This window comes from Dokdonia sp. Hel_I_53 (assembly GCF_007827465.1).
GTDB lineage: Bacteria > Bacteroidota > Bacteroidia > Flavobacteriales > Flavobacteriaceae > Dokdonia.
Window position 1 is genome coordinate 2,212,253 of the sequence record NZ_VISL01000001.1, and the last position, 20,865, is coordinate 2,233,117.

10 protein-coding genes are annotated in these 20,865 nt (G+C 39.5%); 6 read left to right on the top strand and 4 right to left on the bottom strand.

Features of this window, described 5'->3' with window-relative positions:
- Nucleotides 1–3: 3 nt before the first annotated feature.
- The 4 genes from OD90_RS09995 to OD90_RS10010 all read left to right on the top strand — a co-directional run bounded on the left by OD90_RS09995 (nucleotide 4) and on the right by OD90_RS10010 (nucleotide 3,516).
- A complete protein-coding gene (locus tag OD90_RS09995; protein ID WP_144669032.1) occupies nucleotides 4–744 on the top strand; it encodes a metal ABC transporter ATP-binding protein in 741 nt (246 codons plus the stop codon).
- The gene (locus OD90_RS10000) at nucleotides 744–1,859 is read left to right on the top strand and encodes a metal ABC transporter permease (RefSeq protein WP_144669033.1); all 1,116 of its coding nucleotides are present in this window, start codon (nucleotides 744–746) and stop codon (nucleotides 1,857–1,859) included. Before OD90_RS09995 ends, OD90_RS10000 begins: the two co-directional genes overlap by 1 nt.
- The gene (locus OD90_RS10005) at nucleotides 1,856–3,013 is read left to right on the top strand and encodes a metal ABC transporter permease (RefSeq protein WP_144669034.1); all 1,158 of its coding nucleotides are present in this window, start codon (nucleotides 1,856–1,858) and stop codon (nucleotides 3,011–3,013) included. The genes OD90_RS10000 and OD90_RS10005 overlap by 4 nt, the downstream gene beginning before the upstream one ends.
- Nucleotides 3,014–3,093: 80 nt before the next feature.
- Nucleotides 3,094–3,516: a hypothetical protein gene (locus OD90_RS10010; RefSeq protein ID WP_144669035.1), complete on the top strand. Its 423-nt coding sequence runs from the start codon at nucleotides 3,094–3,096 to the stop codon at nucleotides 3,514–3,516.
- An 86-nt stretch (nucleotides 3,517–3,602) separates the two neighbouring features.
- Here the strand turns inward: OD90_RS10010 and OD90_RS13210 are convergent, their stop codons facing one another.
- From OD90_RS13210 to OD90_RS10025, 4 genes are all read right to left on the bottom strand, one after another.
- On the bottom strand, nucleotides 3,603–3,746 hold the full coding sequence (locus OD90_RS13210; protein WP_186434747.1) for a FeoB-associated Cys-rich membrane protein: 144 nt from the start codon (nucleotides 3,744–3,746) through the stop codon (nucleotides 3,603–3,605).
- A 10-nt stretch (nucleotides 3,747–3,756) separates the two neighbouring features.
- On the bottom strand, nucleotides 3,757–5,883 hold the full coding sequence (gene feoB / locus OD90_RS10015; protein ID WP_144669036.1) for a ferrous iron transport protein B: 2,127 nt from the start codon (nucleotides 5,881–5,883) through the stop codon (nucleotides 3,757–3,759).
- 4 nt (nucleotides 5,884–5,887) lie between these two features.
- On the bottom strand, nucleotides 5,888–6,118 hold the full coding sequence (locus OD90_RS10020; protein ID WP_144669037.1) for a ferrous iron transport protein A: 231 nt from the start codon (nucleotides 6,116–6,118) through the stop codon (nucleotides 5,888–5,890).
- A 188-nt stretch (nucleotides 6,119–6,306) separates the two neighbouring features.
- Nucleotides 6,307–7,005 (bottom strand): SCO family protein, encoded by a 699-nt coding sequence (locus OD90_RS10025; protein ID WP_144669038.1) that lies wholly within the window; start codon nucleotides 7,003–7,005, stop codon nucleotides 6,307–6,309.
- Nucleotides 7,006–7,151: 146 nt separating this feature from the next.
- On the opposite strand from OD90_RS10025, the gene rseP reads away from it, so the two are divergent.
- Both rseP and OD90_RS10035 read left to right on the top strand, forming a co-directional pair.
- On the top strand, nucleotides 7,152–8,459 hold the full coding sequence (gene rseP / locus OD90_RS10030) for an RIP metalloprotease RseP (RefSeq protein ID WP_144669039.1): 1,308 nt from the start codon (nucleotides 7,152–7,154) through the stop codon (nucleotides 8,457–8,459).
- Between the two features lie 863 nt (nucleotides 8,460–9,322).
- Nucleotides 9,323–17,425 (top strand): PA14 domain-containing protein, encoded by an 8,103-nt coding sequence (locus tag OD90_RS10035; protein WP_144669040.1) that lies wholly within the window; start codon nucleotides 9,323–9,325, stop codon nucleotides 17,423–17,425.
- Nucleotides 17,426–20,865: the final 3,440 nt, after the last annotated feature.

A 20,865-nucleotide genomic window follows, 5' to 3' on the forward strand; every position in this document is an offset into this window, starting at 1 on the left:
GATATGTCAAATAAAGCAATAGCCATACGTGTAGATGATCTTACGGTAGCCTACAATTACAAGCCCGTACTTTGGGATATTGATTTGGAAGTTCCAGAAGGTGTTTTAATGGCAATTGTAGGTCCTAATGGAGCGGGTAAGTCTACACTAATTAAATCTATTTTAGGCATTATTGATCCCATTGCTGGGTCTGTATCAATTTATGGCAAGCCTTATAAAAAACAACGTAAGCTAGTAGCTTATGTTCCCCAGAAGGGAAGTGTTGATTGGGATTTTCCTACAACAGCACTTGACGTAGTAATGATGGGTACGTATGGTATATTGGGGTGGATTAAAAGACCAGGTCAAGCTCAAAAAAAAGCAGCCTTAGAAGCGCTGGAGAAAGTAGGTATGCTTCCCTTTAAAGGAAGACAAATAAGCCAACTTTCAGGAGGGCAGCAACAACGGGTTTTTCTTGCCAGAGCTCTAGTGCAAAATGCAGCTATATACTTTATGGATGAACCTTTTCAAGGGGTAGATGCCACTACAGAAGTAGCAATAATTAATATTTTAAAAGAATTACGTAAAGCAGGTAAAACCGTTGTTGTGGTACATCACGATTTACAAACGGTACCAGAATATTTTGATTGGGTAACTTTTCTCAATGTAAAGAAAATTGCTACCGGACCAGTAATGGACATTTTCAACGATGACAATCTTACTAAGACCTATGGAATTAATTATAAAGTAGCGGTAAATAAATAATGGAATTAAGCGAATACTTTTTACAACTTTTTTCTGACTATACTCTCAGAACCATTACTCTGGGAACAGCTATCCTTGGTGCCATTTGTGGGATGTTAGGAAGCTTTGCTGTCTTAAGAAAACAAAGCTTATTAGGTGACGCGATCTCACATGCAGCTCTGCCAGGTATTGCTATCGCATTTTTAATAACAGGCACTAAGGATACAAATTTACTTCTCCTTGGGGCATTGGTAAGTGGTCTTATTGGTACGTTCTGGATACGGGGGATGATTACAAAAACACATCTTAAAAGTGATACTGCGCTAGGGCTGGTACTATCCTTGTTTTTTGGATTTGGGATGTTACTTCTCACATTTATACAAAAACAACCTAATGCAAATCAAGCTGGTCTTGATAAATATTTGTTTGGTCAAGCAGCAACGCTTGTAGAAAGTGACGTGATATTAATGGCAATTGTCACTGGTATATGCTTGATTATCTTATTGCTGTTTTGGAAAGAATTTAAGATTCTTCTATTTGATGCAGACTACACGAAAACACTTGGTTTTAATACAAAGTTTATTGATATACTTATTACCTTTTTTATAGTTCTAGCAATAGTTTTGGGACTTCAGACAGTAGGCGTTGTTTTAATGAGTGCGATGCTACTAGCTCCTGCTGCAGCAGCTAGGCAGTGGACAAACAAGCTCAGTACGATGATTGTTTTGGCAGCTATATTTGGCGCTTTTTCTGGTGTTTTTGGGACAGCAATTAGTGCTAGCCAGAACAACTTGTCAACTGGACCAGTGATTGTTCTTGTGGCAGGAGTGTTCGTATTAATCTCCTTTCTTTTTTCGCCTGGTCGGGGTATAATTTTTAAACAAATACGGGTGTTCCAAAATAGACGGGATTTAGAATTACAAAAAACCTTACAGTTTATGTTTGATATTGCAAAAACTCATGAAGATATTTCGCACCCCCATGCGATTAAAATTTTAAATAATTTTCAAGGATACACGAAAGCTACTTTAAAAGAGCTTGAAGAGAAGAATTGGGTGGCTGTAAATGGTCAAAAGTGGTCACTAACAGAAGCTGGCTATCAGGCAGCGGTAAATTTATACACTAATAATCAATGAATGCACAAGTAGAAATACAACTAATTGCTGCTGTAGTAGCTATTGCCTGTGCAATACCAGGAGTTTTCTTAGTACTACGTAAAATGGCACTTTTAAGTGATGCAATTAGTCATTCTATCCTACCAGGAATCGTAATAGGTTTTTTTATAACAGAAGATTTAAATTCTCCACTATTAATAATACTAGCAGCAGTAACTGGAGTAATTACGGTTATGCTTGTAGAGGCTATTCAAAAAACTGGTCTAGTAAAAGAGGATACTGCTATAGGATTGGTTTTCCCTGCACTCTTTAGTATAGGAGTGATCTTAATTGCAAAAAATGCAAATGATGTGCATCTTGATGTAGACGCAGTATTACTTGGGGAATTGGCTTTTGCACCTTTTGATAGATTGATTATAGATGGTGTTGATATGGGTCCAAAATCTCTTTGGTTAATGGGCGGGATTCTCTCGATTACGCTTGGATTATTATTAGCTTTTTTCAAAGAACTTAAAGTAAGCACATTTGATGCTGGACTCTCTGCAGCTCTTGGATTTTCTCCAGTAGTCTTGCATTATGGACTCATGACGGTGTCATCTGTAACTGTTGTAGGAGCATTTGAAGCTGTGGGTGCGGTACTTGTGGTTGCGCTTATGATCGCACCAGCCGCAACAGCTTATTTACTAACCTCAAATTTGAAAAAAATGCTTGTATTATCAATAGTTTTTGGTGTGTTTTCTGCTATTGGAGGGTATTGGATGGCCCATTTACTAGATGCTTCCATTGCGGGATCAATGACAACAGTTTTAGGATTTGTGTTTTTAATGGTTTATCTCTTTGCGCCAAATAAAGGGCTTATTGCGGTTGTCTATAGACAGAAGCAACAGCGCACAGAGGTTTCTTTACTTACATTCTTAATTCATCTTAACAATCATAAAGAGGAAAATGAGCGCCATGTAAAACATTTGAATGAGCATATAAATTGGCAAAAAGTCCGTTCAAAAACAGTTTTAGAGCTTGCAGAAAAAAATAATCTCATTCAAATTGATAACCAGATTGTAAAACTTACTACAAAAGGTAAAGAGTTTACAGATCTAGCTTTAGAATATATTATCTCTAATAGAGATGAAAAAATAGAGCACATGAAGGATGATTTTTTTCTTTTTAGAGGATAGGGTGCAACGCGGCATTACTTTTGGAGTCTTTAACGGGAGAAGCTTATTTTTGGGCTTCGATTATTTTAAAACACTATTTTATGAAGATCACCTCTACATGTATTGCTTTGGGTTTATTGTTTTTCTCTGCTTTCGCGAAAGCGCAAAGAGATACCACAACGATAACCGTAGATGTGCCTAAAATTGTCATGAAGGCAAGCCTAGGTGTTCCAGTACCCATGGGAGATGTAACTGTTGAATTAATAGAAGTATTTGAGGATAGTAGATGTCCAAGTGATGTGCAGTGCATCTGGGCAGGACATGTAAAACTTGCTATCGCAATCACGGAAAATCAAAAAACTACAATTGAAAAGATCACCTTTGGCCAAAATAACTCTACCATGCTTTACGATAGAGATGGTTTTAAGATATATTTGAAGGGTGTATTGCCTTACCCAAAAACTTCAAAAAAAATTGATAAGGGTGAGTATGCAATCTTAGTAGAGAGGCTAGCTTTCAATTAAAAGACCCTTACCATTAATTCATTAATGATACGAAGAACTTTACGAAAAAATAATTTATTTTTTAGGCGTTATTTATTCATTAAAACTTAAGAACAACCACAACCACTGCTACCACAACCAGTTTCATTTTTCTTTTTTAAAAAAGAAGGTGTCCAGATGAATTTTGTGACGATGTATCCTAGAGCCATAATAAAAATGAGGATAACTAGTATGTTTTGTAAAAGCTCCATAGTTCATTTGTTATTTTAAAAGTTGATAAGCAATAAGCGCCGCCATATACGCAATTATTGTCATTGAACCCAACTGCCACATGGGCCATTTCCAGCTGTTTGTTTCTCGCTTTACAATAGCAAGTGTACTCATGCATTGCATGGCAAATGCATAGAAGAGAAGGAGTGAAATACCGCTTGCAAAATTAAAACGGGGTGTGCCTAGTACAGGATTTACCTCTCCTGCCATTCTGTTTTTAATTGTTTCTTCTTCGGCATCACCTACGCTATAGATAGTTGCGAGTGTTCCCACAAAGACTTCACGTGCAGCAAAAGATGTAATTAAAGCAATTCCTATCTTCCAGTCATAACCAAGAGGTTCTACAATAGGCTCTATAGCTTTTCCCATGTAGCCCATATAACTATGTTCTAGTTTTTGGCTAGCCAATCTTTTTTCAAATTCAGATTGATACGCATCACTTTTCGCGTAAGTGTTATCATTTATGTCTTGAGATAATTGAGCTGTGACAATCTCTTCTGCATTGTTAAATTCTTCTCCAGGGCCAAAGGAGCCAAGCACCCATATTATGATACTTATGGCAAGTATAATCTTACCTGCATCAAAAACAAATGATCTCGTTTTTTCTATTACATTAATAGCAACATTCTTAAACAATGGAAGCTTGTAATTGGGCATTTCAACTACAAAAAAACTTTTACTTTTAATTTTTAAAATTTTATTAAGTACCCAAGCAGAACCAATTGCCGAGCCAAAGCCAATGAGATATAACAACATCAAAGTGAGCCCTTGAAGATTAAAGAACAGAAACTTTTTATCTGGAATGACAAGAGCGATAATAATGAGATAAACAGGTAGACGAGCAGAGCAGGTTGTGAAGGGTGTAACTAATATCGTGATTAATCGCTCTTTCCAGCTCTCAATATTTCGGGTCGCCATTACAGCAGGAATTGCACACGCAGTTCCAGAGACTAGCGGTACTACAGATTTACCACTTAGTCCAAAACGGCGCATCACTCTATCCATTAAAAAAACCACGCGGCTCATATAGCCACTTTCTTCTAAAACAGATATAAATAGAAATAAAAACGCTATTTGTGGAATAAAAATAACTATACCTCCTAAACCAGCAATGATACCTTCTGCCAGTAAATCTGTAAGCTTTCCTGGAGGCAAAGTAGCTTGTATCCACTCACTCATATTTGCAAATGCGAGATCAATGGCATCCATGGGATAATTAGACCAGTCATAAATGACTTGAAAGATAAGCATCAAAATCGTAAAGAAAATAACATAGCCCCATACTTTATGAGTAAGGATACGATCTAGTTTTGCTCGTAAATCTTTTGCATTTGCAACGTCTATAGTTTGGGTTTGTTTAAGGACTTCGTTTATAAATTTATACCTTATAATCGTCTCTTTTTGTTGCAATCTTTTAAGATTGCTGGAGGATTCTGTTTTAAAAGAAGCGATGGTGTTCATCTCACCACGTTCTAATTTTCCAAAATTAACGTCTTGTGTAATGACGAGCCATAACTTATATAAGTCTTGATTAGGGAATGTCTTGCGCAGTCTGTCAAAATATTCTGGAGCAATGGCAGAGGCATTTACACAGGGTTCCTTAGAGATATTTTTGTGTTCAGAAATTAGTTTTTTAAGAATATCTATCCCCGTGTTTTTACGACTACTAACGAGTGCAATACGGGTATGAAGTAATTCCTCCATTTTCTCTATATCAAGAGAAATTGCTTTGCGTTCCATTCTATCTGCCATATTAATGGCTAGTATGGTAGGGATGCCTAAATCTTTAATTTGTGTAAAGAGGAGCAGGTTGCGTTTTAGATTTTCTACGTCAGAAATAACAACGGCTACATCAGGATAATCTTTATCGTTTTTATTAAGTAATAACTCAATAACTACGTTTTCATCAAGAGAGGAAGCATTAAGACTATAGGTGCCAGGTAGATCTAAAATGTGTGCTTTTACGCCACGTTCTAGTTTACAAACACCATTTTTCTTTTCTACAGTTATACCAGGATAATTCCCTACTTGTTGGTTAAGACCAGTGAGATGATTAAAGACAGATGTCTTTCCTGTGTTTGGGTTCCCTATAAGGGCAACATTAATTTGTTTTGCCATAAGATTAGGATGGCGTTTCTATGAGAATGTGAAGTGCTGTTTCCTTACGTATGGCAAGATGACATCCATTTACATCTATATACATTGGGTCTGAGAAAGGGGCTAGTTGTAATAATCGCACCTCATTACCTGGAAGACATCCCATTTCTAAAAGCTTTAAAGGAACTTCATCTGTCATTATATCAACGATGACGGCACGTTCTCCTTTTTGTAAGTGAGCAACTGTTTTCTTCAATGTGTTTAATTAGTCAACCTGTTCTTATTTAGATTGAATTTAGATAACAAAAGTAAGCGTTTTGCAGCAAACGAAAAAGTATATCTATAAATGAGTAGCGAACTTAGGTTTTGGATTTTTTTACGCTTTCGCGAAAGCGTATATTATAAAGAGAGTAATCTATAAGATATGGAGGTTTTCTATTAGTTTTAAAATAGCTTTTCCCACCATTTTTTTGCAGGCTCGTAAGATTCTTTCAATATCTCAATATCTTCAAGCAATTGTTCAATGGATTCACTACTGGTTCCGTCATAATACCCTCGTATTTGTTTCTTTTTATCTATGAGCATAAAATTTTCTGTATGCACCATTTCATTTTCTTCGCCAGGAATATCCTTGACCGCAAGATAGCTCTTTCGCGCAAGCGTATAAATTTGCTCGCGAGGGCCTGTTACAAGATTCCATTTTGTGTCATCGACCCCTTTTTCAACAGCATAAGCTTTTAAAATTTCTGGAGTATCATATTCTGGAATTACCGTATGTGAGAGTAGGAGTACGGAAGGATCATCTTTGAGTTTGTTTTGAATCTCAACCATGTGTTCTGTCATAATCGGGCAAATATCCTGACAGGTAGTAAAGAAAAAGTCTGCCACATAAATCTTATCCTTATAAAAATCCTGTGTGATGATTTTGTTGTTTTGATTAGTCAATTCAAAATCTGCAATGCGATGGTATTTTTTAACATCTTGAAGTGTGGTGTCTACTAGTGATTTTTCAACCATTTCTGGTTGATATATAGGAAGTTGCGGCGTAGTTTTAAGTTGACTATATATTAAAGTAAGAATAATACTAGAAAGCACAATCATTGTGATGATAAGCACTTTATACCTTTTTACGATGCTAGACATTTCTGATATTTTTTACAAATTTACACCGCAAATGGCAGTCCTGCTCAGTATGGCTTAAAAAATGTGAGGGAGTCTCTATATAACTTTAGTATGCGCATGCAAAAGCCTATTTTTGTGCGTTTAAATTTTGAATGATATTCCTTTTTATGGAGACGCTTATACAGATTGCCCAGTTTATACTTGCTATTTCAATACTTGTAATTTTACATGAGTTTGGACATTTTTTACCAGCTAGATGGTTTGGTATTAAAGTAGAGAAGTTCTTTCTATTTTTTGATGTTAAGTTTGCATTATTTAAGAAGAAAATAGGAGACACCGTGTATGGTGTGGGCTGGTTGCCTCTAGGTGGTTATGTAAAAATTGCCGGAATGGTAGATGAAAGTATGGATAAAGAGCAAATGGCTCAACCGGCAAAACCTTGGGAGTTTAGATCAAAACCAGCCTGGCAGCGTCTTATCGTAATGGTGGGCGGTGTAGTAGTAAATGTATTACTTGCTTGGTTTATTTATGCGGCAATGCTGGTGTACTATGGAGATGAGTATGTGCCTGCAGATAGATTAAAATACGGTATCGCAGTAGGAGAAGTAGGGGAAGAAATAGGATTGCGCAATGGAGATCAAGTAATAAAAATAGATGATAAAACGGTTACTCGTTTTGACGATGTGCAGATCGATATTTTATTGGGAGACACAGTCACTGTATTAAGAGAAGGAAGTGAGATGACATTTTCTATCCCAGATGAAGCAAAAAAATCTGTACTAGATGCAGAAGAGCCATTTGTGATGCCTCGCTTTAGCAATACGGTAGGAAATATAGCACCTAGTTCTTTAGGTTCTAAAAACGGAGTACGTATTGGCGATAAAATTGTTGCTATAAATAATTCAAAAATCACAGAATGGAAAGAATTTCAGTCTGAGCTAGAAAAAGCGAAAGGATCTGAGGTGACAATGATTTTAAATCGTGATGGAGAACAACTAACAAAATCTTTTGTAATAAATAAAGATGAGCAATTAGGAGTATTACCTAGCACAGAAGAATTACTTATAAAAGATGAGTATACGATAGCGTCTGCAATCCCAGCGGGGTTTACAAAAACCTTTGATGTTCTTACAAAACAAGTAAGGCAATTTAAATTAATCTTCAACAGAAAAGTAGAGGGGTATAAAAAAGTAAAAGGACCTATTGGAATTGTGGAGATGATGTCTCCTACTTGGGACTGGAAATCTTTCTGGGCGTTTACAGCAATGTTTTCTGTGTGGCTCGGTTTTGTAAACATCCTCCCTATACCAGCACTAGATGGTGGTCACGTGATGTTTTTACTCTATGAGATGATCACAGGCAAAGCGCCTTCAGAAAAAACATTAGAGCGGGGCCAGATCATTGGATTTGTGATTGTCATGGGGCTTATGGTAGTCATTTTTGGCAACGATATTTGGAATCTTATTAAGAGATAATTTTTTAGTTGCGCTTTCGCGAAAGCTAACTTTTAATCAAAACCTCATTGAATTATTAAATTCAATGAGGTTTTTACATTTTAAACATATTCATAAAAAATTTTTTCAACAGTTATTTTGTTATGCAAATAATAATTTTTCATTTTTTGATTACAGAGAAGATTGTGAAGTGTTTCAAGCTAAAATAGCCCGGAGAAAAAAGGCTAACTTTTTAAAAACCAGGTTTGAAGTATTTACGTACATATATCAAAGCAAATAGCAGAATTATAAAAATGTTGATGTTGGGAGTGTATTTAATCGATAAAATGTTGTATATTAACCAATAAATTGTTATTTATTGTTTATAACTTTTATTATTTATTTTCTTGCACTACTTTTGTGCCTAAGTTACTGATTTTGATAGCCCCCTGCCTCTTCAATCTTTCAGTTAATTGCTAATTAATTAAAATTATCTTTTAGAAGAGCAAATTATGAATAGACGCCCAAATCCCCAATTAGCTAGATTCTTATTTTCCATATTTAAGGAAAATCATTTCCAAAACTTCGTCTCCTTAGTCCCTATAAGTAGATATCAATATCCAATGTAAAATACAACTTGCAAAAGAGTTATCATAGGAAGTCACTTCCTATCAGTTATTCATTTGTCAATTTTGAGACTTTGGACTACCCTAATTATTTCAATTCCATTCAACGATAGCTATTGTTCATTCGTAGTACTATAATTACGTATTAACGTATAAAAATTTATAATAGCCTTACAAAAAATAACTTGCATCTTGTTGTCCAATATGTGCAAGACACTAAAATATCAAACCTAAAAAATATGTATGCCCACCCATAGTTTTTAGAATGTTATACTGCTTATGAGAAAAATTACTCTTAATACGTTTTTAATAAAACCACTCTTGGTTGTTTTATTTTTTCTTGCTCAAGTCTCAGGTACTGCTCAGACCACGCGTGCTACTTATGAGGATCAGTTTAATACCGTATCTTACCTTAATGATGACGGCGTAATACCCTTTAGTTCACAATGGTTTGAAGATAATGAAAATACTAATCCACAAACAGATCCAACCACCGGAAGAATTCAAGTAGTAGGAGGGCAATTGAGATTTAGGAATTTAGATGATAGAAGTATTTACAGATTTTTAGATTTAAGTTGGGTTCCTCCAACAGCCACTGTTACTTTAACCTTTGATTATGATGCTTTAAATAGAGGAAATGAGGGCATAGATGTATGGTTATTTAATAACTCAACGGGCAATTATGATTTAGTAAGTGCAATTAATACCAATACAACTGGTTCAAGGTCGATTACACTCACACCAGGTCAGATATCTAGTAATTCTGAAATATGGTTTTTTCCAGATGACACAAATTGGCAGAACAATGACGAAATATTTATTGACAATGTAAAATTTACCATTACAGACACAGAGCAAGATGCTTGTGCATCTGTTCCAGCTTCGATAAGCAATCCAGATGGAGATGCGGTTTCTGAGGTTTGTACAAACACGTATGACCTAGATGAAGATAATGATGGAATTTTAGATAGTGACGAATTTGGTATTTGTAATAACAGTTCGTCAGTATTAGATTGGAGTGCAAACTATACTTCAGGAGGGGCAGCAAGACAATTAGGTGATGACCCTGTTGTAGTAAATCCTACTGCTACTGCAGATGGAGTAAATGTATATTTATCCCGTACTGTGAGTTCCAATATTGATGGTTTTGTCTATAAAATTAACGATGAATACTCATCAGGAGCCTATACGCTCTTCCAAGAGGCGAAGAACGGAGGTAGCTCTTCACATACTTTTGAATTTAGTCAACCAGTGTATAACCTAGGGTTTACAGTGTTCGATGTTGATAGGGATGCTGGAAATACAACTTTTATTGACGAGATTCGAATTATTTTAACAGAGCACGATGGTTCTACACACACGCTCTCTGCTGCTGAGTATACGACAAATGGGCAGACGTACACCTCTCCTAATACTTTTGAAGGTACTACCGCAAGTTTAAATCAATCTTTTTCCCTTAACGGTGTTCAAGCTTGGATCTCTAAAATGGAGATTATATACAGCAACCTATCCACTGCTCCTGCATCTAGACAAAATCAAGCAGCTGCAATAAGTGATTTTACTTTTTGTAAAGCGGTTGATACCGATGGGGATGGAACTCCAGATTATTTGGATACAGATAGTGATAACGATGGGTGTGCAGATGCTGTAGAAGCAAATGGAAATTTTACAACCTCAGACCTAACTTCCTCAAATAATCTAGCAGATACTAATGAAGGAACTGTTAATTCTAATGGTGTTCCGACAAATACAGGTAGTCCCCAAACGACCAATAGTGATGTAATTACAAATGGTCCTGATGCTGATAATGATGGAATAGCAGATGCCTGTGATCCTTTTGTAGATATGGATTCAGATCAAGATGGTGTATTTGATATTGCCGATCTTGATGACGATAATGATGGGATTTTAGATACCGAAGAACTAAGTTGTAACGAATCACTTACTTATGAGTATTATGATGGTACTCCTTCTGGGAACACGGTTAACAATATACCTTCTTCCGGAGCAGATGAGACAGGTACTTTCCCTTCCTTAGATGTAGATGCTTTGATAGCTTCAATAGGAGCAACTAATGATACGTATGGACTCAGGTTTAAGGGGTATTTTAATATCACTACCGCAGGAACATATACGTTTTACTTGTCTTCTGATGATGGATCTAAGCTGTCTATCGACAGTGCTCAAATTGTTATTAATGATGGTCTTCATGCAGTAACCACAGTTGCTGGAAATAAATACTTAGAAGCGGGTCTTCATGCCATTGAAATTTTATTTTTTGAAAACACTGGAGGTGAATCTTTGCAGGTTGAATACGAACTGCCATCAACTATTGCTAGACAAAATGTTCCTTTTTCTAACTTGTACTGTTTCTTAGATTCTGATAATGATGGTACGCCAGATCATTTAGATACAGATAGTGACAATGATGGGTGTCCAGATGCGGTAGAAGGGGATGAAAATGTACAACTAAGTCAATTGTCTGCCGAAAGAATTCCTGGTGCTGTCGATGCAGATGGAGTGCCTAATGCTGTGAATTCTGGTGGCGCTTCAGATGTTGGTGGAGATCAAGGTCAAGGTAGTACATCAGATGTTATTACGCCACTCAATGCTGGTGTTTTGAGTGGAGGGTCTGAGGTTTGTGTTGAAGACACCTTGCAGCTGAGCTCTAATGGTGATGCTGGAGGAAGTTGGAGTAGTTCAGATGATGCTATTGCTACTATAAACTCTTCAGGATTAGTGTCGGGTATAGATGCTGGTTCAGTTACTATTACCTATACTGTGGGATCAGGAGGGTGTGAAGATTCTTCTACTATTGATATTCTGGTAAATGCATTACCAACAGCTGCTACAGTATCTAGCAACAGTCCTGTATGTTCAGGCGATGCTGCTGTCTTTACGATAGGTGGTGACGCAGGAGATGTGGTAAGTTATACCATTGATGGAGGAGCAGTCACAACAGCGACTATTGAAGCTGATGGTGATGTTGATGTAACGATTACTGGAGTCACTATCGATACTAGGATAGACTTAACCAATGTAAATGATGGTACTTGTGACCGTGACTTAACAGTAAGCACTACGGTAACGGTCAATACGTTACCAGCGGTTCCAACTGTAGTAGTCACTTCAGAGGATTGTACTCAGGATGCGAGTAATGTAGTAAGTAACTACGATACTAACTTAACGTATAGTTCAACTCCAGCAGGATTAGTTGTAGGTGCTGGCGGAGTAATTACAGGAGGTACTACAGGTACATCTTATACGATTACAGCTGAAAACGCAGCTACATGTGAGAGTGTTTCTTCAAGTTTCACCTACGATGGTGATACGCAGCTTGCCGCTCCAGTGGTTCCAACTGTAGTAGTCACTTCAGAGGATTGTACTCAGGATGCGAGTAATGTAGTAAGTAACTACGATACTAACTTAACTTATAGTTCAACTCCAGCAGGATTAGTTGTAGGTGCTGGCGGAGTAATTACAGGAGGTACTACAGGTACATCTTATACGATTACAGCTGAAAACGCAGCTACATGTGAGAGTGTTTCTTCAAGTTTCACCTACGATGGTGATACGCAGCTTGCCGCTCCAGCGGTTCCAACTGTAGTAGTCACTTCAGAGGATTGTACTCAGGATGCGAGTAATGTAGTAAGTAACTACGATACTAACTTAACTTATAGTTCAACTCCAGCAGGATTAGTTGTAGGTGCTGGCGGAGTAATTACAGGAGGTACTACAGATACATCTTATACGATTACAGCTGAAAACGCAGCTACATGTGAGAGTGTTTCTTCAAGCTTCACCTACGATGGTGATACGCAGCTTGCCGCTCCAGCGGTTCCAACTGTAGTAGTCACTTCAGAGGATTGTACTCAGGATGCGAGTAATGTAGTAAGTAACTACGATACTAACTTAACTTATAGTTCAACTCCAACAGGATTAGTTGTAGGTGCTGGCGGAGTAATTACAGGAGGTACTACAGGTACATCTTATACGATTACAGCTGAAAACGCAGCTACATGTGAGAGTGTTTCTTCAAGCTTCACCTACGATGGTGATACGCAGCTTGCCGCTCCAGCGGTTCCAACTGTAGTAGTCACTTCAGAGGATTGTACTCAGGATGCGAGTAATGTAGTAAGTAACTACGATGCTAACTTAACTTATAGTTCAACTCCAACAGGATTAGTTGTAGGTGCTGGCGGAGTAATTACAGGAGGTACTACAGGTACATCTTATACGATTACAGCTGAAAACGCAGCTACATGTGAGAGTGTTTCTTCAAGTTTCACCTACGATGGTGATACGCAGCTTGCCGCTCCAGCGGTTCCAACTGTAGTAGTCACTTCAGAGGATTGTACTCAGGATGCGAGTAATGTAGTAAGTAACTACGATGCTAACTTAACGTATAGTTCAACTCCAACAGGATTAGTTGTAGGTGCTGGCGGAGTAATTACAGGAGGTACTACAGGTACATCTTATACGATTACAGCTGAAAACGCAGCTACATGTGAGAGTGTTTCTTCAAGTTTCACCTACGATGGTGATACGCAGCTTGCCGCTCCAGCGGTTCCAACTGTAGTAGTCACTTCAGAGGATTGTACTCAGGATGCGAGTAATGTAGTAAGTAACTACGATACTAACTTAACGTATAGTTCAACTCCAGCAGGATTAGTTGTAGGTGCTGGCGGAGTAATTACAGGAGGTACTACAGGTACATCTTATACGATTACAGCTGAAAACGCAGCTACATGTGAGAGTGTTTCTTCAAGTTTCACCTACGATGGTGATACGCAGCTTGCCGCTCCAGCGGTTCCAACTGTAGTAGTCACTTCAGAGGATTGTACTCAGGATGCGAGTAATGTAGTAAGTAACTACGATGCTAACTTAACGTATAGTTCAACTCCAACAGGATTAGTTGTAGGTGCTGGCGGAGTAATTACAGGAGGTACTACAGGTACATCTTATACGATTACAGCTGAAAACGCAGCTACATGTGAGAGTGTTTCTTCAAGTTTCACCTACGATGGTGATACGCAGCTTGCCGCTCCAGCGGTTCCAACTGTAGTAGTCACTTCAGAGGATTGTACTCAGGATGCGAGTAATGTAGTAAGTAACTACGATACTAACTTAACGTATAGTTCAACTCCAACAGGATTAGTTGTAGGTGCTGGCGGAGTAATTACAGGAGGTACTACAGGTACATCTTATACGATTACAGCTGAAAACGCAGCTACATGTGAGAGTGTTTCTTCAAGTTTCACCTACGATGGTGATACGCAGCTTGCCGCTCCAGCGGTTCCAACTGTAGTAGTCACTTCAGAGGATTGTACTCAGGATGCGAGTAATGTAGTAAGTAACTACGATGCTAACTTAACGTATAGTTCAACTCCAACAGGATTAGTTGTAGGTGCTGGCGGAGTAATTACAGGAGGTACTACAGGTACATCTTATACGATTACAGCTGAAAACGCAGCTACATGTGAGAGTGTTTCTTCAAGTTTCACCTACGATGGTGATACGCAGCTTGCCGCTCCAGCGGTTCCAACTGTAGTAGTCACTTCAGAGGATTGTACTCAGGATGCGAGTAATGTAGTAAGTAACTACGATGCTAACTTAACGTATAGTTCAACTCCAACAGGATTAGTTGTAGGTGCTGGCGGAGTAATTACAGGAGGTACTACAGGTACATCTTATACGATTACAGCTGAAAACGCAGCTACATGTGAGAGTGTTTCTTCAAGTTTCACCTACGATGGTGATACGCAGCTTGCCGCTCCAGCGGTTCCAACTGTAGTAGTCACTTCAGAGGATTGTACTCAGGATGCGAGTAATGTAGTAAGTAACTACGATACTAACTTAACTTATAGTTCAACTCCAACAGGATTAGTTGTAGGTGCTGGCGGAGTAATTACAGGAGGTACTACAGGTACATCTTATACGATTACAGCTGAAAACGCAGCTACATGTGAGAGTGTTTCTTCAAGTTTCACCTACGATGGTGATACGCAGCTTGCCGCTCCAGCGGTTCCAACTGTAGTAGTCACTTCAGAGGATTGTACTCAGGATGCGAGTAATGTAGTAAGTAACTACGATACTAACTTAACTTATAGTTCAACTCCAACAGGATTAGTTGTAGGTGCTGGCGGAGTAATTACAGGAGGTACTACAGGTACATCTTATACGATTACAGCTGAAAACGCAGCTACATGTGAGAGTGTTTCTTCAAGTTTCACCTACGATGGTGATACGCAGCTTGCCGCTCCAGCGGTTCCAACTGTAGTAGTCACTTCAGAGGATTGTACTCAGGATGCGAGTAATGTAGTAAGTAACTACGATGCTAACTTAACGTATAGTTCAACTCCAACAGGATTAGTTGTAGGTGCTGGCGGAGTAATTACAGGAGGTACTACAGGTACATCTTATACGATTACAGCTGAAAACGCAGCTACATGTGAGAGTGTTTCTTCAAGTTTCACCTACGATGGTGATACGCAGCTTGCCGCTCCAGCGGTTCCAACTGTAGTAGTCACTTCAGAGGATTGTACTCAGGATGCGAGTAATGTAGTAAGTAACTACGATACTAACTTAACTTATAGTTCAACTCCAACAGGATTAGTTGTAGGTGCTGGCGGAGTAATTACAGGAGGTACTACAGGTACATCTTATACGATTACAGCTGAAAACGCAGCTACATGTGAGAGTGTTTCTTCAAGCTTCACCTACGATGGTGATACGCAGCTTGCCGCTCCAGCGGTTCCAACTGTAGTAGTCACTTCAGAGGATTGTACTCAGGATGCGAGTAATGTAGTAAGTAACTACGATGCTAACTTAACGTATAGTTCAACTCCAACAGGATTAGTTGTAGGTGCTGGCGGAGTAATTACAGGAGGTACTACAGGTACATCTTATACGATTACAGCTGAAAACGCAGCTACATGTGAGAGTGTTTCTTCAAGCTTCACCTACGATGGTGATACGCAGCTTGCCGCTCCAGCGGTTCCAACTGTAGTAGTCACTTCAGAGGATTGTACTCAGGATGCGAGTAATGTAGTAAGTAACTACGATGCTAACTTAACTTATAGTTCAACTCCAACAGGATTAGTTGTAGGTGCTGGCGGAGTAATTACAGGAGGTACTACAGGTACATCTTATACGATTACAGCTGAAAACGCAGCTACATGTGAGAGTGTTTCTTCAAGTTTCACCTACGATGGTGATACGCAGCTTGCCGCTCCAGCGGTTCCAACTGTAGTAGTCACTTCAGAGGATTGTACTCAGGATGCGAGTAATGTAGTAAGTAACTACGATGCTAACTTAACGTATAGTTCAACTCCAACAGGATTAGTTGTAGGTGCTGGCGGAGTAATTACAGGAGGTACTACAGGTACATCTTATACGATTACAGCTGAAAACGCAGCTACATGTGAGAGTGTTTCTTCAAGTTTCACCTACGATGGTGATACGCAGCTTGCCGCTCCAGCGGTTCCAACTGTAGTAGTCACTTCAGAGGATTGTACTCAGGATGCGAGTAATGTAGTAAGTAACTACGATGCTAACTTAACGTATAGTTCAACTCCAACAGGATTAGTTGTAGGTGCTGGCGGAGTAATTACAGGAGGTACTACAGGTACATCTTATACGATTACAGCTGAAAACGCAGCTACATGTGAGAGTGTTTCTTCAAGTTTCACCTACGATGGTGATACGCAGCTTGCCGCTCCAGCGGTTCCAACTGTAGTAGTCACTTCAGAGGATTGTACTCAGGATGCGAGTAATGTAGTAAGTAACTACGATACTAACTTAACTTATAGTTCAACTCCAACAGGATTAGTTGTAGGTGCTGGCGGAGTAATTACAGGAGGTACTACAGGTACATCTTATACGATTACAGCTGAAAACGCAGCTACATGTGAGAGTGTTTCTTCAAGTTTCACCTACGATGGTGATACGCAGCTTGCCGCTCCAGCGGTTCCAACTGTAGTAGTCACTTCAGAGGATTGTACTCAGGATGCGAGTAATGTAGTAAGTAACTACGATGCTAACTTAACGTATAGTTCAACTCCAACAGGATTAGTTGTAGGTGCTGGCGGAGTAATTACAGGAGGTACTACAGGTACATCTTATACGATTACAGCTGAAAACGCAGCTACATGTGAGAGTGTTTCTTCAAGTTTCACCTACGATGGTGATACGCAGCTTGCCGCTCCAGCGGTTCCAACTGTAGTAGTCACTTCAGAGGATTGTACTCAGGATGCGAGTAATGTAGTAAGTAACTACGATACTAACTTAACTTATAGTTCAACTCCAAGCAGGATTAGTTGTAGGTGCTGGCGGAGTAATTACAGGAGGTACTACAGATACATCTTATACGATTACAGCTGAAAACGCAGCTACATGTGAGAGTGTTTCTTCAAGCTTCACCTACGATGGTGATACGCAGCTTGCCGCTCCAGCGGTTCCAACTGTAGTAGTCACTTCAGAGGATTGTACTCAGGATGCGAGTAATGTAGTAAGTAACTACGATACTAACTTAACGTATAGTTCAACTCCAACAGGATTAGTTGTAGGTGCTGGCGGAGTAATTACAGGAGGTACTACAGGTACATCTTATACGATTACAGCTGAAAACGCAGCTACATGTGAGAGTGTTTCTTCAAGTTTCACCTACGATGGTGATACGCAGCTTGCCGCTCCAGCGGTTCCAACTGTAGTAGTCACTTCAGAGGATTGTACTCAGGATGCGAGTAATGTAGTAAGTAACTACGATGCTAACTTAACGTATAGTTCAACTCCAACAGGATTAGTTGTAGGTGCTGGCGGAGTAATTACAGGAGGTACTACAGGTACATCTTATACGATTACAGCTGAAAACGCAGCTACATGTGAGAGTGTTTCTTCAAGTTTCACCTACGATGGTGATACGCAGCTTGCCGCTCCAGCGGTTCCAACTGTAGTAGTCACTTCAGAGGATTGTACTCAGGATGCGAGTAATGTAGTAAGTAACTACGATACTAACTTAACGTATAGTTCAACTCCAACAGGATTAGTTGTAGGTGCTGGCGGAGTAATTACAGGAGGTACTACAGGTACATCTTATACGATTACAGCTGAAAACGCAGCTACATGTGAGAGTGTTTCTTCAAGTTTCACCTACGATGGTGATACGCAGCTTGCCGCTCCAGCGGTTCCAACTGTAGTAGTCACTTCAGAGGATTGTACTCAGGATGCGAGTAATGTAGTAAGTAACTACGATGCTAACTTAACGTATAGTTCAACTCCAACAGGATTAGTTGTAGGTGCTGGCGGAGTAATTACAGGAGGTACTACAGGTACATCTTATACGATTACAGCTGAAAACGCAGCTACATGTGAGAGTGTTTCTTCAAGTTTCACCTACGATGGTGATACGCAGCTTGCCGCTCCAGCGGTTCCAACTGTAGTAGTCACTTCAGAGGATTGTACTCAGGATGCGAGTAATGTAGTAAGTAACTACGATACTAACTTAACGTATAGTTCAACTCCAACAGGATTAGTTGTAGGTGCTGGCGGAGTAATTACAGGAGGTACTACAGGTACATCTTATACGATTACAGCTGAAAACGCAGCTACATGTGAGAGTGTTTCTTCAAGTTTCACCTACGATGGTGATACGCAGCTTGCCGCTCCAGCGGTTCCAACTGTAGTAGTCACTTCAGAGGATTGTACTCAGGATGCGAGTAATGTAGTAAGTAACTACGATACTAACTTAACGTATAGTTCAACTCCAACAGGATTAGTTGTAGGTGCTGGCGGAGTAATTACAGGAGGTACTACAGGTACATCTTATACGATTACAGCTGAAAACGCAGCTACATGTGAGAGTGTTTCTTCAAGTTTCACCTACGATGGTGATACGCAGCTTGCCGCTCCAGCGGTTCCAACTGTAGTAGTCACTTCAGAGGATTGTACTCAGGATGCGAGTAATGTAGTAAGTAACTACGATACTAACTTAACGTATAGTTCAACTCCAACAGGATTAGTTGTAGGTGCTGGCGGAGTAATTACAGGAGGTACTACAGGTACATCTTATACGATTACAGCTGAAAACGCAGCTACATGTGAGAGTGTTTCTTCAAGTTTCACCTACGATGGTGATACGCAGCTTGCCGCTCCAGCGGTTCCAACTGTAGTAGTCACTTCAGAGGATTGTACTCAGGATGCGAGTAATGTAGTAAGTAACTACGATGCTAACTTAACGTATAGTTCAACTCCAACAGGATTAGTTGTAGGTGCTGGCGGAGTAATTACAGGAGGTACTACAGGTACATCTTATACGATTACAGCTGAAAACGCAGCTACATGTGAGAGTGTTTCTTCAAGTTTCACCTACGATGGTGATACGCAGCTTGCCGCTCCAGCGGTTCCAACTGTAGTAGTCACTTCAGAGGATTGTACTCAGGATGCGAGTAATGTAGTAAGTAACTACGATACTAACTTAACTTATAGTTCAACTCCAACAGGATTAGTTGTAGGTGCTGGCGGAGTAATTACAGGAGGTACTACAGGTACATCTTATACGATTACAGCTGAAAACGCAGCTACATGTGAGAGTGTTTCTTCAAGTTTCACCTACGATGGTGATACGCAGCTTGCCGCTCCAGCGGTTCCAACTGTAGTAGTCACTTCAGAGGATTGTACTCAGGATGCGAGTAATGTAGTAAGTAACTACGATGCTAACTTAACGTATAGTTCAACTCCAACAGGATTAGTTGTAGGTGCTGGCGGAGTAATTACAGGAGGTACTACAGGTACATCTTATACGATTACAGCTGAAAACGCAGCTACATGTGAGAGTGTTTCTTCAAGTTTCACCTACGATGGTGATACGCAGCTTGCCGCTCCAGCGGTTCCAACTGTAGTAGTCACTTCAGAGGATTGTACTCAGGATGCGAGTAATGTAGTAAGTAACTACGATACTAACTTAACTTATAGTTCAACTCCAACAGGATTAGTTGTAGGTGCTGGCGGAGTAATTACAGGAGGTACTACAGGTACATCTTATACGATTACAGCTGAAAACGCAGCTACATGTGAGAGTGTTTCTTCAAGTTTCACCTACGATGGTGATACGCAGCTTGCCGCTCCAGCGGTTCCAACTGTAGTAGTCACTTCAGAGGATTGTACTCAGGATGCGAGTAATGTAGTAAGTAACTACGATACTAACTTAACTTATAGTTCAACTCCAACAGGATTAGTTGTAGGTGCTGGCGGAGTAATTACAGGAGGTACTACAGGTACATCTTATACGATTACAGCTGAAAACGCAGCTACATGTGAGAGTGTTTCTTCAAGTTTCACCTACGATGGTGATACGCAGCTTGCCGCTCCAGCGGTTCCAACTGTAGTAGTCACTTCAGAGGATTGTACTCAGGATGCGAGTAATGTAGTAAGTAACTACGATGCTAACTTAACGTATAGTTCAACTCCAACAGGATTAGTTGTAGGTGCTGGCGGAGTAATTACAGGAGGTACTACAGGTACATCTTATACGATTACAGCTGAAAACGCAGCTACATGTGAGAGTGTTTCTTCAAGTTTCACCTACGATGGTGATACGCAGCTTGCCGCTCCAGCGGTTCCAACTGTAGTAGTCACTTCAGAGGATTGTACTCAGGATGCGAGTAATGTAGTAAGTAACTACGATGCTAACTTAACGTATAGTTCAACTCCAGCAGGATTAGTTGTAGGTGCTGGCGGAGTAATTACAGGAGGTACTACAGGTACATCTTATACGATTACAGCTGAAAACGCAGCTACATGTGAGAGTGTTTCTTCAAGTTTCA